Annotated in this window: 14 protein-coding genes; 1 reads left to right on the forward strand and 13 read right to left on the reverse strand. The window is 49.7% G+C overall.

Annotation, left to right across the window (positions count from 1 at the left end):
- Positions 1–18 precede the first annotated feature (18 nt).
- Entirely contained in the window at positions 19–390 is a 372-nt protein-coding gene (locus ACQCN2_RS06100) for an ArsR/SmtB family transcription factor (RefSeq protein ID WP_426928003.1), read from the forward strand.
- A 50-nt stretch (positions 391–440) separates the two neighbouring features.
- Here the strand turns inward: ACQCN2_RS06100 and cobT are convergent, their stop codons facing one another.
- Genes cobT through ACQCN2_RS06165 form a run of 13 tightly spaced genes read right to left on the reverse strand, consistent with a single transcriptional unit; the run spans position 441 to position 14,174 of the window.
- Positions 441–1,499, reverse strand: a complete 1,059-nt coding sequence (gene cobT, locus ACQCN2_RS06105; protein WP_426928004.1) for a nicotinate-nucleotide--dimethylbenzimidazole phosphoribosyltransferase — start codon at positions 1,497–1,499, stop codon at positions 441–443.
- Positions 1,496–3,004 (reverse strand): cobyric acid synthase, encoded by a 1,509-nt coding sequence (locus ACQCN2_RS06110; protein WP_426928183.1) that lies wholly within the window; start codon positions 3,002–3,004, stop codon positions 1,496–1,498. The genes cobT and ACQCN2_RS06110 overlap by 4 nt, the downstream gene beginning before the upstream one ends.
- A gap of 46 nt (positions 3,005–3,050) precedes the next feature.
- Entirely contained in the window at positions 3,051–4,430 is a 1,380-nt protein-coding gene (locus ACQCN2_RS06115; protein WP_426928005.1) for a cobyrinic acid a,c-diamide synthase CobB, read from the reverse strand.
- Positions 4,423–5,574, reverse strand: a complete 1,152-nt coding sequence (locus ACQCN2_RS06120) for a cobalt-precorrin 5A hydrolase (RefSeq protein WP_426928006.1) — start codon at positions 5,572–5,574, stop codon at positions 4,423–4,425. The genes ACQCN2_RS06115 and ACQCN2_RS06120 overlap by 8 nt, the downstream gene beginning before the upstream one ends.
- A complete protein-coding gene (gene cobM, locus ACQCN2_RS06125) occupies positions 5,571–6,350 on the reverse strand; it encodes a precorrin-4 C(11)-methyltransferase (RefSeq protein WP_426928007.1) in 780 nt (259 codons plus the stop codon). The genes ACQCN2_RS06120 and cobM overlap by 4 nt, the downstream gene beginning before the upstream one ends.
- The gene (cobI, locus tag ACQCN2_RS06130) at positions 6,347–7,057 is read right to left on the reverse strand and encodes a precorrin-2 C(20)-methyltransferase (RefSeq protein ID WP_426928008.1); all 711 of its coding nucleotides are present in this window, start codon (positions 7,055–7,057) and stop codon (positions 6,347–6,349) included. Before cobI ends, cobM begins: the two co-directional genes overlap by 4 nt.
- Positions 7,050–8,270, reverse strand: a complete 1,221-nt coding sequence (cbiE, locus tag ACQCN2_RS06135) for a precorrin-6y C5,15-methyltransferase (decarboxylating) subunit CbiE (RefSeq protein ID WP_426928009.1) — start codon at positions 8,268–8,270, stop codon at positions 7,050–7,052. The genes cobI and cbiE overlap by 8 nt, the downstream gene beginning before the upstream one ends.
- The gene (locus tag ACQCN2_RS06140) at positions 8,254–9,357 is read right to left on the reverse strand and encodes a cobalt-precorrin-5B (C(1))-methyltransferase (RefSeq protein ID WP_426928010.1); all 1,104 of its coding nucleotides are present in this window, start codon (positions 9,355–9,357) and stop codon (positions 8,254–8,256) included. Before ACQCN2_RS06140 ends, cbiE begins: the two co-directional genes overlap by 17 nt.
- A gap of 6 nt (positions 9,358–9,363) precedes the next feature.
- Positions 9,364–10,011 carry a precorrin-8X methylmutase gene (locus ACQCN2_RS06145; protein WP_426928011.1) on the reverse strand — a complete coding sequence of 216 codons (648 nt, stop codon included), beginning with the start codon at positions 10,009–10,011 and terminating at the stop codon, positions 9,364–9,366.
- Between the two features lie 2 nt (positions 10,012–10,013).
- Positions 10,014–10,790, reverse strand: a complete 777-nt coding sequence (cobK, locus tag ACQCN2_RS06150; protein ID WP_426928012.1) for a precorrin-6A reductase — start codon at positions 10,788–10,790, stop codon at positions 10,014–10,016.
- Positions 10,787–11,824 (reverse strand): sirohydrochlorin chelatase, encoded by a 1,038-nt coding sequence (locus ACQCN2_RS06155; RefSeq protein ID WP_426928013.1) that lies wholly within the window; start codon positions 11,822–11,824, stop codon positions 10,787–10,789. Before ACQCN2_RS06155 ends, cobK begins: the two co-directional genes overlap by 4 nt.
- A 16-nt stretch (positions 11,825–11,840) precedes the next feature.
- Positions 11,841–13,466, reverse strand: a complete 1,626-nt coding sequence (gene cobJ / locus ACQCN2_RS06160) for a precorrin-3B C(17)-methyltransferase (RefSeq protein WP_426928014.1) — start codon at positions 13,464–13,466, stop codon at positions 11,841–11,843.
- Positions 13,467–13,484: 18 nt separating this feature from the next.
- Complete coding sequence (locus ACQCN2_RS06165) at positions 13,485–14,174, reverse strand: HoxN/HupN/NixA family nickel/cobalt transporter (RefSeq protein ID WP_426928015.1); 690 nt, start codon at positions 14,172–14,174, stop codon at positions 13,485–13,487.
- Between the last annotated feature and the right edge of the window lie 50 nt (positions 14,175–14,224).

A 14,224-nucleotide genomic window follows, 5' to 3' on the forward strand; every position in this document is an offset into this window, starting at 1 on the left:
GTAAAAAGGTGGATGTCTATGTCAAATCACGAGCAGGATTTCTGTGAAATTCAATGCTTTGATGAAGATAAAGTAAACCGTTTGAAGCCGCAGACGGTTGAGGCGGAAGGATCGGCCCAAATTTTTAAAGCCTTGGCGGATGATACCCGCGCTAAAATTATTTATATCCTCTCGTTGGAAAATGAATTATGTGTCTGTGATGTTGCTGCTATTATTGGCACCACGATCGCGAATGCTTCCCATCATTTGCGGTTGCTCCGGAATATGGGGCTGGCTAAATATCGAAAGGAAGGCAAACTTGTCTTCTATTCGCTTGACGATGACCACGTCCGTCATCTCATCACGGCTGGTGTTGAGCATGCCAAAGAGACCAAGCAGAAAAACCAATAATAAACGATAACAGCCTTAGCCCACGTGATTGTGAGCTAAGGCTGTATTATTTAGGAATGACTGGACGATATCCCTGCTGAAGAGAAAGTTGCCATTTCACGGATCATGCGTGTCGATGACTCTACGATTGGGAAGGCAACTGCTGCTCCGCTGCCTTCTCCTAATCGAAGCTGTAAGTCTAGTAAAGGAGTTTGGCCCAGCTCCTCCAAAATCGCTTCATGACCTTGTTCCACAGAGCGATGACTGATGATGAGGTACTCTTTTACCGCTGGACAGAGTCGAACTGCGAGATGTGCTGCTATCGAGGAGATGAATCCATCAACCAACACCGGAACACGTGAAGCCGCCGCACCCAAGATGGCGCCGGCCATGGCCCCGATCTCTAACCCGCCCACCTTGTCCAACACATCGATCGGATCAAGTGGATTCGGCTTTCTCGATTCAAGGGATTCTTTCACGATCCGAATTTTATGATTCCAGGACTGATCAGAGATGCCCGTTCCTTTTCCAACCAATTTCTCGGCTTCGATTCCTGTCAAAGCTGACAATATCGCGCTGCTCGCCGTCGTATTCCCGATCCCCATCTCTCCGATGATAATCAATTTAGCTCCATCCGTAAGCATTTTCTCGCATGCTTCGATCCCAACCAGTATGGATTGCTCGGCTTCTTCTCTGGTCATCGCATCCTGTATGTAAAAGTTGTTTGTTCCCTTTTTCACCTTCTTGTTCCAAACCTGCGGGATATCCAAATCGCTGGCTACTCCCACATCAACCACCTGTAAATGCGCCCCGATTTGACGCCCAAACACATTGATGGCTGCTCCTCCGTTCACGAAGTTGTAGATCATTTGAACCGTCACTTCTTTGGGAAAAGCAGAAACCCCTTCATCTACCACTCCATGATCGCCCGCAAAGACGATGATTCCCGGAGGGGTCACGACCGGGAATGGTTCACCTGTGATACCCGCTAGCTGAATCGCCAGTTCTTCCAATCGTCCAAGACTTCCGGGAGGCTTGGTCAGTTGGTCAATGTGTGCTTTGGCTTGCTCTGCCGCTTCTTGGTTAAACGGTTGAATTTCTGCAATTCTTTGTTGAATGGATGAGTTCATTTGATTGGCGCCTCCTGTGTTTTTAAAGCGAATTCTTTCATCTTTTCTTTAATGCGTTCGATTTGAACATGAATACCCACCTGCTCCGCCAGATAGTTAAAACCGTCTTCACGTATCTTCAAGAAGGAAGGGCGTTCAGGCAACGGCTCAAGTCCCTTGCTTGCACGGATGGTTTCCAATAAGAAATGACGGAACGAATCATTATGAAAAAGGTCATGAAAATAGGAGCCGACAAGCTTGTTCGCTCGATCGAAGTAACCGTCTACTTTCCCTTCCATTTGGATAAACGGATGCGGGTTTCCGTCTGGATAGAAGGTTTGCCCCATATGAATCTCGTAACCAGTTAAATCAAGCTGCTTTCCTTCCACTTCCATATGTCCTTGGGAAAGAACTGTTGTTTTAGTTTGTTCCAATGTCGTTATGGCTGGAATCAATCCCAAGCCTTCTATACGAAGTTGAGGGGATTCCACCTGATGCGGATCGAGAACCGCTTGACCCAACATCTGATAGCCGCCGCATAAGCCGATGATCGTTGTGCTTCCCGCGGTATGTAGCCGTACAATTGCCTGTTCTAATCCCTGCTGACGCAGGAACAAGAGATCCTCCAAGGTATTCTTGCTTCCTGGAAGAATGAGAACATCAGGTGTTCCCAACTCTTCTCCTCTCGTCACATAACGGATCTGGCAGTCTGGTTCCACGAGAAACGGATCCACATCCGTAAAGTTGGAAATGCGTGGATACTTGATGACGGCAATATCGATTGCTTTTTCAATGGAGATTTGACGTTCGTATTTATGCAGGACGAGCGAATCTTCAGCATCGATCCACAAATCTGGCAAGAAAGGAATGACGCCTAAAACAGGCACACCCGTATACGATTCAAACCATTCCAGTCCGGGGATCAACAAACTAAGATCACCACGGAATCGATTAATAACAACACCGATTACCCGCTTGCGATCTGACTCATCAAACAATTGCAGGGTACCGACGAGACTGGCGAAGACCCCGCCTCGCTCGATATCAGCGATTAGAATGACAGGAGCGTCAGTCAAACGAGCCACACGCATGTTCACCAGCTCTCGATCGTTCAGGTTGATCTCAGCCGGACTGCCCGCCCCCTCGATAACAACGATCTCATACGTGCTGGCTAATCGCTGATAAGCTTCGGTGATTACCTGCAATCCCGTGTCAAAAAAGTCGGAACGATAGGCTTTCGCTTGCATGCTTTGATAAGGGACACCATGCACGACGATTTGCGCTTCATGATCGCGTGACGGTTTGATCAGGATCGGATTCATATCCGTGGTCGCCATAATCCCACTGGCCTCCGCTTGAACGCCCTGTGCTCTGCCTATCTCTTTGCCATCCGGGGTGACGTACGAGTTATTGGCCATGTTTTGTGACTTGAACGGCGCCGTCCGATAACCCTCCTGCGCAAAGATCCGGCAAAGTGCCGTGACAAAAACACTTTTTCCAGCGTCCGAGCTCGTTCCTTGCACCATGATCGGCAACGCCTTTTTTCCAGGATAAACGCTCGTTTTATCTACCTCATTGTCCACGCGCCACTCCTCCTTTAAGGCACGCTTGAATCCATCTTTCGACTAATTCCGGACACGAGGCAAAATGCAGATGCGTATAGCCTGCCACCAGATTGTCTTGCACAAATCCTTCCGTTTTGGTACCACGCAATCCTTTCGTCTGGTAGGCTGGCGTGATCTCATCTGATGAGGCGAACGTAGAATAATGGAACTCATGACCTTTGGCTATGGTATCTTCACCGAATAAGAAATTCCCTGGCTGACCCGTAACTTCCCGATAGCCAAGAGCAGCCAGTCGTTTCTGCATCGCAACCGTGCCAGGAATCAGCCCGACCATGGGATAGGATTGTCCGTCGGTTGTCGTAATCGCTTCGGTCAAATACATAAAGCCCCCACACTCCGCCAAGGTTGGGATGCCGGAACGGATTGATTGCCGAAAAGATTCCAGGACAGTTGTGTCTTGTGAGAGCTGCTGGGCGAATTCCTCTGGAAAGCCTCCGCCGATATACAAGCCATCCGCTTCAAGGGGTACTGTTTCACCTGCCAACGGAGAGAAAAACAGCAACTCTGCCCCATATGCCTCCAATAGCTCAAAATTCTCTGGATAGTAAAAGTGAAACGCGGCATCCTTGGCTACGGCAATTTTAACGGTGGAGACTGATTGTTTACATGTAAACAATCCAGAATTGACTGTCAGCTCTGGAGCTTCCGCTATTTCCATCAAGCGATCAAGATCAATCGTGCTGGTGATCAATTCACCCAGACGTTGAAACAAAGCATCCAGTTCACCGCGTTCGACCGACGGTACTAGTCCTAGATGACGCTCAGGGATCTCAATATCGGACTCCCGTAGCAGGTAGCCCAGAACCGGAATGTTGCACTCTTGTTCGATTGCGGCTTTGACAATTTGGTAATGTCCGACGCTTCCCACTTTGTTGGCGAGAACGGCTGCGATCCGCACATCGGGGTTAAATAGCTGGAAGCCTTTGACCACGGCAGCCGCACTGCGGGCCATGCTTTGACAATTGACCACCAACAGAACAGGTGTACGGGTGAGGATGCTAATTTCGGCAGTGCTACCACGATCACTGGTCGCTTCCTTGCCATCAAAAAGCCCCATGACCCCTTCGATGATGGAGATATCGGCGTCTGTACTGCCTTTTGCCAAGATTTCACGAACGACTTCGTGTGAAAGCATCCAACTGTCGAGGTTGCGCGACACTCTCCCCGTGACGGCTGTATGATATGTTGGATCAATATAATCGGGTCCGCATTTGAACCCTTGGACCGTGAGACCTCGTTGTTGCAAGGCAGCCATTAAGCCAATCGTCACGGTGGTTTTGCCCACCCCACTGCCTGCACCTGCCACAATCAATCGTTTGTTAGCCAATCGATGCCCCTCCTAACGGATCAAATGTGAGGAGACCAACCGAGATGGTGACATTGCCTGATTTCTTCTTGGTTAATAGGAGCTTGTCGGTCTTAGCGTATCGCTTGGCGGCAGGCTCACTGACGGCATAAGCGCCTGTATAGCGGTAAACCGTTTCGGAAGGCTCTTCAATGTTCATTTCATTCAATTGATCCGCTGTATAAGTAATGAACTCCCACTTGTACTGCTGGCAGACTTGTAGTAGACCTGCTTCGTCCTTCTTCAAATCAATAGAGCAAACCGCTTTGACACTTCGAATCGAGAGCCCCAGCTCGGACAACGTTTCCTTGATCACAGTTTCAATCTCTTCATATGAAGTTCCTCGATTGCATCCCATTCCTAGTACGAGCACCTTCGGACGATACAGGACACCGTTGGCGAGAATAGGTTCTTCCTCAGGGGTCAACTGCCGATGGGTGATGATGAGGGCGCCTTGCACTTGAGCTTCCAACGCATTCATCACGGTGTCATATAATTCGATATTGGCTGGCATCGGCGTATCGTGCATCCACCAATTGGGCTCGCCTGACTCTTGAATGAAAGCGACTCGCTCACCGTTCACCACAGAGGCGCTAACGGGTGTCAACTTGTCGTCCGACTCCCATACCCAGCCAAACCGTCTGCCTAATAAATCAACAGGAATGGTCTTTTGCACGTCCGATGCCGTCGTGACTATCGGTCGTGCGCCTATGTCAGCCGCAATCTGTCTGGCAAGCTCATTGGCTCCTCCCAAATGACCGGAGAGCACACTGATCACGTTCTCACCCAGATCATCGAGTACGACCACACCTGGGTCTGTTTTTTTATCGCGAAGCAAGGGGGCAATCATGCGGATCAACGCCCCCAGAGACACGACACAAACTATTCCCTGGTAGACAGGCCACAAAGCTGGGAACAACAGACGAACACTGCCGGTAAAAAGCTGGATCGACCGCTCCTCCTCGTCCCCCTGAGCGAACTTGCTCATATAATAGATATCCGTGTTGGGCATCAGCTTCTGAATTCTTCGCGCCAGCTCCACTCCGTGCTTCGTGATGGCGATGACAGCAAGTTCATTTCGCTGTTGGATTTGTGGAAATTGTCCTTCCTGCAGCTCGATGATCATGGCGTGCTCACACCCTTGCGGAATCCGTGGGTGAAGGTTTTGTCATACAGCTTGGAGCGGTATTCTTCCTTGGTGTGAATTTCAGGATCAAGCGCCCAGCCCGCAAGAATCATCGCATGGGAGCGAATTCCATTGGCCGCTATATCTTGATCAAGATGCTCGATAGTGGTACGAACGATTTTTTGATCCGGCCAACTCGCTCGCTGAACCACAACCACAGGAGTGTCTTCACGCCAGCCAGCTTCGATTAGCTCCTTAACGACTTTTTTCGTCAGAGTGGCACTTAAGAACAGCGCGATGGTGCAATGATGAGAAGCTAGCTCGCGCAGTTTCTCCCGGTCGGGAACAGGAGTGCGACCTTCTGCTCTCGTCAGGATAAGCGTCTGGGTCAAATCCGGAATCGTTAACTCGGCTCCAACAGCAGCTGCCGCAGCAAATACGGAGCTTACTCCTGGAACAATTTCGACCTCAATTCCTTCGTGTTTCAATAAGGCGATTTGCTCCATGATGGCGCCGTATACGGATGGATCACCTGTATGCAGGCGGACAACTTTCTTCCCCTGCTTGATTCGCTCACTCATGAACTGTACCAATTCCTCCAGCGCCATCCCTGAGCTTTGAACCACTTGTGCACCTTCCTTGGCTTTTGCCGCCAACTCGTCATTTACCAGTGAATCTGTGTAAAGCACTACGTCCGCTTCCTGTAGCAAGCGCAATCCTTTTACGGTGATTAAATCCGGGTCGCCTGGGCCCGCTCCGACAATATACAGCTTCATTTTCTCACCACCATTAACGTTAGGTATCCCGGGTCTGCACCCTTCAGCTCATCCACATTGTGCCAAATCATTTCTTCTTCGGATGTAACTTTGCTCACGACGGAGGCTTTATCCGTCAGATTCAGCTCATGCAAGAGATCGATAATGAAGTCCAACACCTTGGCAATCTTGAGAAATACAACACAATCATGGGTAAGCAAGGCTTGGCGCATCGCTTCTCGATCATCTGTCGCCGGAATAATCCCGATTTGCTCGTCTCCGTCCGCCAGTGGAATGCCCAATCGGGAGGCTGCACCAAGGAACGAGGACACTCCCGGAATCGTCTTAACTTCGGCTTCAGGGTGTTTCTCTGTAATGATTCGCATCATATGAATGAAGGTACTGTAGAACATCGGGTCCCCTTCAGTTACGAAAGCCACGTCTTTACCTTCTTGAAGCTTCTCCCAAACCTGTGTCACTGCACTTTGCCATTCGCGCTCCAGGATGTCCTTGTCCTTGGTCATTGGGAAGACGAGACCGAGCATTTCTTTTTCCTGCGGGCGAACATATAGCTCCACAATGCGCTGGGCATAGCTCATGCTTCCCATGCGTTTCTTAGGGTAGGCGATAACTGGTGATTCGCTTAGGATTCGAAAGGTCTTGACGGTGATCAGCTCCGGATCTCCAGGTCCTACACCTAATCCGTACAGGGTGCCAATCTTACTCATGAGTTAGTTCCTCCTCTGGTCGTTTTGCGGTGATGATATAGATCGGGTTGAGAGCCTCAAAGCGGTTCATCCCTAAAATCGGTTTGCTTCTCGAAAGCTGTGCCAACGTAATAGAGGTTTCAAAGCCAGCCTCCGCAAAGCTTTGACAAGCCTCGTACAAATTCTCAATCGTTGCGGCATTCAAAACAATTCGTCCATCAGGTTTCAAGCGCTCACAACAAAGGCGGATCAACTCACGGATTTCGCCGCCAGTACCGCCGAAAAAGACAGCATCGGGGTCGGGAAAATTCTCCAAGCCTTCCGGTGCCTTGGCGTGTATGGCCGTGATATCCGCCCGAAACTTACGGATATTGGTCAAGCAATTGGCGAGATCATCGGCGTTCTTCTCGACCGCGTAGACTTCACCTTCACGCGCGATGCGGGCGGCCTCAATCGCCACCGAACCAGTGCAGGTGCCGATGTCCCAGACAATACTTTTAGCATGAAGCTGAAGATTCGCGAGACTAAGAATGCGAACTTCTCGCTTCGTAATGAGTCCCTTGTCTGGTTTGCGTTGGGCAAACGCTTCGTCAGGAATACCCAACAACCAGCTTGGGCCATGCGTTTCTTGGCGCAAGATCACCACATTCAGCTCGGAAAACGTACCCGCGGCCATCTCCTCTAAGGTATACCAGCCAGACTTCTCATCTAAACTTCCCAGATTCTCGGCGACAAACGCGCGATACTCTGTCATCCCAAACGACAAGAGATATTCCGCTACTCGCTGTGGGCTATTCTCCAGGTCTGTAAGCATAGCAACCTTGGGTTTGCCGTCGATGCGTTGCGCCAACCCCTTGATGCTTCGGCCATGCACACTGGTCAAATACGCATCCTGCCAAGACTCTCCCATGCGGGCAAACGCCAGTTGTATCGAACTGAAGTGCGGATAAATCTCCACCTCAAGCTTGGAATTAAGGTAACCGCCAATCCCGTAAAAGAGCGGATCACCCGATGCCAGGATGACTGTCGACTTAGGTTCACGTTGAAGCCGCTCGATGATAGGGCTAAGCCCGCCTTTCATGACGACTCGTTCCCCTGTATATTCAGGAAAAAAAGAAAAATGACGCTCTCCACCCACCAACCGTTCGCTCTCGAGTATCCACGAACGATATTGCGGAAGGATTCCTTCTGCACCGTCATCCCCAATCCCGATGACTTTAATCCGCTCTGTCATGCACGCTCATCCTTCCTAACAAAACTCCTTTGAGCGTAATTAAATACGTCTCAATCTCTATTCCGCCTTGCACAGCCTTCAAACCTACATGACAGCAATATTCGCACAGCTTCTCGTAAAATTGAGGATACTGCTCCATGTAGTCGCCCACCTGCGATGCGGTGTTGCATTCCAAAATGTGTGCGATCATCTCTTCAGTGGCTCCAGCTTCTCTTGCAATCTGCGCCAAAAAATTGAAGTCGACAGCATTTCCCTTAGAGTGCACCATCATATGACCTTGAGCAAACTTGGAGAATTTACCCATCATTCCGACAAGTGTGACCCGTTCGATCTTTTTGCGCTTGCATTGTTTCAATGAGAAACCGACAAAATCCCCCATCTCGATGAACGCCTCTTCCGGTAATTCCGGATACTGCTCCATGGCAAACTTCTCGCTTCGACCTCCTGTGGAAAGCACAAGATGTCGACATCCCGACTCATAGGCGACATCGATCCCGCGGGCAATGCTCGCCATATAGGCGCTCGTGGAGAACGGAACTACGATACCTCTGGTGCCAAGGATAGAAATGCCCCCAAGAATCCCCAACCGACTATTCAAGGTTTTCTTGGCGATCTCTTCTCCATTTGGCACGGAGATGATGACCTCAAGGCCGCGATCCAGCTCAAACTGTCCGAGCAGGCTCTCGACTTCTTGCAGAATCATCTGACGAGGTACAGGATTAATAGCGGCTTCACCAACAGGAACAGGTAGCCCCGGCTTCGTGACACGTCCAACTCCGATACCACCATCCAGCTTTATCCCAGGTTCATCGCGCCAAGTGACCTTGCTCAAAATTAACGCTCCGTGCGTAGCATCCGGGTCATCTCCGCCGTCTTTGATGACGCCAGCTTCCGCCATTTCTTCGGTATATTCGCACTGAACAATCGTAAACGTCACATCCGTTCCAATCGGGATGCGAATGCACGACGATTCCTGATACTCCTGTAAAATAAGCGCCGTTAGAGCTGCCTTGGTTGCTGCCGCAGCACATGCTCCGGTCGTATAGCCGTGACGTAATTCCCGTTTATTCTCAGGTACTGGCTGCATGGCTTATCACAGCTTTTCTGCCAGAAGAGAGAGTGCATTTACAGTAGAAACCGCGACTGGACTTCCACCTTTTCGTCCAATATTGGTGATAAACGGAATATCCAGTTTGGCCAGTTCTTCTTTGGATTCAGCGGCCGAGACGAATCCCACGGGAACCCCGATGATGAGTCCTGGCTTGGCTTCGCCCTCTTTTACCAGACGAATCAGTTCCAACAAAGCTGTCGGAGCGTTCCCTATGGCAAAAATTCCACCCTCGGCTTCCTTGATCGCCTTGCGCATGGAGACAATCGCACGTGTAATGCCAAGCTGTTTGGCTTCCTTGATCACGTCTTCGTCCGAAATATAGACGCGAACATCTCCTCCGAATTTATCGATGCGCGGCTTGTTGATGCCTGCCTGCACCATCTGAACGTCCGCGACAATCAGCTTCCCTGCTCGTATCGCTTCAACGCCTGCGCGAATGGCATCTGGGTGAAACACGAGACTTCTTCCCAGCTCAAAGTCAGCCGAAGTATGAATGGCTCGCAGGACAACGGGGAGCTGTTCATCTGTAAAAGGATGCTCACCTAGCTCTTCCTTGATCATCTCAAAGCTTTTGGCCTCGATTTCTTGCGGTTGGATGGTTAACGGTTGAAATTCTGTACGAAAATCCATGGTTAGTTTCCTCCTCTTAAGAACTTGTTTAATTGTTGGATGACTCCGGTATATTCTGAAAATTGACTGCCATATTCAATCGTTGGTCGGTCAATGACGATTACTTCGATACCCATTTCCAGAGCGGCTTCCACCTTTTCATCGAACGCTCCCGCTTTGCCCGTTTCCTTGGTTACCATCACGGTTACTTCGTACTGGGCGTACAAAGCTTTATTCAGTTCCTTGGAAAAGGGGCCTTGAATAGCCACGATCTGTTTTTGCGGTACGCCGAGCTCTTCGCATTTTTGCAAGTTATCCACACGTGGAAGCATGCGGATGATCATCGTGGTGTCAGGCTGTCCGAGAAGTCTCTCGGCAAAAATTTTCAATGTTTTGCTGCCTGTCGTAAGCATGATGACGCCCTTTTTCTCGGCCGCAAGCTCGGCCGCCTCCTTATAGCCTTCCACCACGGTAATGAGATTGTGATCGGGGAATTTAGCGTTCTCCCGTTCATATCGAATGTACGGAATTCCCGTAGCCTTAGCGGCAGACAACGCATTCTTGTGCGCTTCCTCGGCAAAGGGATGGCTGGCGTCCACTATCGCCTGAAAGCCTTCTTCCTGAATCAGCTCGATCAGGTCAGCTTCCGTCAAACGACCGATTCGGACAGGGAGACCTGTCTCTTCCATGCTGTTGGCGGCACTCTCGGTAACCACTGTTGTAAGCAACGAGTAGCCTGCTTTCTTGACTTGAAGTGCCAATTCTCTCGCATCGCTCGTCCCTGCCAAGAAGAGAATCATCGGGTTCCCCCCTGCGGCACCTTCACGTTCGGTTGATGGGTGTGGTCATGTGCGTGACTGTGACCGTGACGATGATCATGGTCGTGATGATGCGCATGTCCATTTTCTTGGTCATGAAGGTGCCCGTGATCGTGGTGATGATCGTGTTCATGTTCGTGAGCATGCCCGTGATGGTGATCGTGGTCGTGGTCGTGATCATGGTGGTGATGATGATGGTGGTGGTGCTCCATTGCCTCGATCCGGTAGACGCACAAATCGCAGCTCATTTTGACCTCACCGTCGAACGCTTCCTTCACTCGTTCCAACACAACCTGTTGCAAATAGCGATGAGCACCAAAATAATGTCCGAGTACAAAACCAATCTCAGAGTATTGTTGCCCTAAACGTTGGGTGAAGGTCTGCAAGCGTTTCATCAACACACCTGTAAAGAGGAGATAAGGCAGAATCACCACTTGTTTCGCACCCAATCGGATACAACGGTCAATTCCTTCCTCAACCGTTGGAGAAGTTACTCCCATAAACGCTGTCTCGACGATTGTGGACTTGTGCTTTTCCCAGAAGAGTCGTGACATTTTGTAAATATCACTGTTAGCATCAATATCACTGCTTCCCCTGCCGACAAGCAGAACGGCCGTTTGTTGATCAACATGAAGCGCATCATGTTTTCCACTATGTACAGCCTCCTGAAATCTTTCACCCAACAGCTCAACCATATTGGGATGAATACCCACTGGCTTCCCGTAAGTGAACGTAACGTGAGGGTAAAGCTCCTTCATCTCGTCAATCTCATGCGGGATATGCAGTTTGGCGTGGCCAGCGGCAAAGAGCATTAACGGAATGACGACGATGCGAGTAGCCCCTTTTTGAATGCAGGTCTGAAGCCCTTGCGTGACTGTCGGCTGTTCAAACTCCAAGAAACACGTCTCAATAATCGGAACATCGATTTGTGGCGCTAACGTATCAATGAACTGAATGACTTCCTGATTGCCCTCTGGGTCTTTACTTCCATGACCGACAAATAGTATCGCTTCCATCTGTTCGCCTCCTTATTTAGTCTCCGCAAGCCGCTTCCTCGAGGAGTACTTTTTGCTCTTGATAGACGTAACCTTCTACATTCCCTTTACGTTTGAAATATTTGTGGAATCGCTCATTCGGGAACGCTTCTTGTTTAAAGCGGGACACGATCCGTTCAACCACTGAGACGATTTGATCTGGATCAATTCCTTCCTCCACCATCGTGCCAGCGTATGCGTTGCGCCCAACGTTTTTGGCTCCGAGGAAAAGATCAAATTTGCCTCTTCGAAATACAAGCCCAATATCTTCGTTGACCGCGTTATAACAAGTCATCCCGCAGCCGTTTATGCCGATTCTTAATTCTTTGGGAACCTCTAGTCCACCGACCACCCTGTGAAGCTCTTCGGCGTAAGGCATTCCTTCTGTCTTCTCTCCGTTGCAGAAGTCGCAGGCTTTGATTGTCACTACATCACCGATTGGCATCGTGATAAGTCCTGCTTCATTCATTCGAGTGACAATCGCTTGCGGTTCAGTTGTCGGCACGCGAAGAACGATTGTATGGTGCGGCGTATATTCGATTTCTCCCTTTTCCCCGGCTACATCAGCAATGGCGAGCAGTTGTGCGGTGGTGAACTTCTTATTCACCACACCCGGACTGATCGCGAACTCAAAAATGGCCTCCATCGGATAAGGGGATTGAAAACGGTTTGTTGAAGCTGATTTGGCGCCCACTTGTGTCGTCGGCGAAACCATCTGCAAGGCTTGCACGGCCCAATCGTAAGGAGACAGTGTGTTGCGTTCTTCCCCTTCACTTTCATCCAATGCACCTTCAGTCGCCGCCAAGGACCAAGGCTCATTTTCCTTTCGCAAGCGCTGGTGAAGAAGCAACGGTTGCTCGTCAGCGGATAATGTGTACTTTCGTTTGTAGCCACGAGGGGTAATCATTTTCCCGTCATAGACAAAGGTGGAAGTGTTGCCCACGATGACGGTTGAGAGCATTCCGATCTCGCAATCCAGCATGTGTTCCAATGTAGTCAACTCCACCTTTTGTCTGTCGCGATAGGCGCTTTTGACAATACCGACAGGCGTATCGGGTGAGCGGTACTTGCTGATTAGTTTCTGAGCTTCTTCGATTTGTCTGGTTCGACGTCCACTTTTGGGATTGTAAAGGGCTATGACGAAATCGGATTGGGCCGCTGCATCAATCCGATTGGCAATCAGCTCCCAAGGGGTCAAATGGTCGCTTAAACTGATCGTGCAGGCGTCATGCATCGTAGGCGCGCCGAGTAAAGCGGCGCAAGAATTAATCGCCGAGATTCCTGGAACGACTTCAACCTCGACGCCATCCTCTGATCTCCAGCCCTTTTCCACGAGAACCTCATAAATTAATCCCGCCATGCCGTAGACACCTGCGTCACCACTAGAGATGACAGCTACCTTATGACCTAATTCCGCTTGTTTCACGGCTTCTCTCGCGCGCGTCACTTCCTCTGTCATGCCCGTACTGACGATTTGCTGATGGGTTACCAGCTCCTGAATCAATTCCACATAGGTTGTGTATCCAATAATCATGTCGCTTTCTTGGATCGCTTCACGAGCGCGTTTGGTGATATGTTCATCACTGCCTGGACCAAACCCGATAACCAACAATTTTCCTCTCATATGTCTCCACCTTTCTGATTAAACCCCTTGGATAATCGTAATTCCTAAAACCACACTGTACGCTCCCGTGATACAGCCAAGGAGCAAATAAGCCCATTGTCGAGCTTTCAGGTTAATAAAGCCCCATGATGCCACATAGGTCACCATGAAGGTTGCGACCAACAAACCAACGGTAAAGAACATCAACTGCATACAAGCCGTCCCAAAATTGTTCAGTCCGACGCTAGAGGAAATCAACATGACCTGCGTTGGTGTTTCTGCCCCGATTCCGTGAAGAATTCCGATACAGAAAGCACCGATGACTCCCCATTTCTGGAGGTTGGGCTTCATTTCAGATTTAGTAAACATGCGGCTGATTAATCGATATCCCATCTCGAAACGACTTTGATGCTGGTAGTCTTTGCGTTGGCGAATCAAGGTGAACAGCATGAATCCACCGAGAACCACCAAACTAATTCCAACTAACCGCTCCAAGACTACCAGCACCGATTCTGGAAGATGTGAACCGAAGAAAATAGCCAGCAACCCGATCACCATCACGATGGAACCATGTCCAAGCGCGTACGTGATTCCCATGCGCAGTTGTTTCTTGCGCTGCTGTTCTGCTCCCACCATGTCAACAATTGCGGCAATATGATCGGAATCCATCCCATGACGAAATCCCATTAACACGGCATAAATCGTTACTGAAAGTACATCAATAAACATGAGAGTCCTCCTCGAAAGAAATAAAAAAAGGGCAATTCCAACCGATTCAG

The organism is Brevibacillus ginsengisoli (assembly GCF_050113715.1).
In the GTDB taxonomy this organism is placed as follows: Bacteria; Bacillota; Bacilli; order Brevibacillales; family Brevibacillaceae; genus Brevibacillus_H; species Brevibacillus_H ginsengisoli.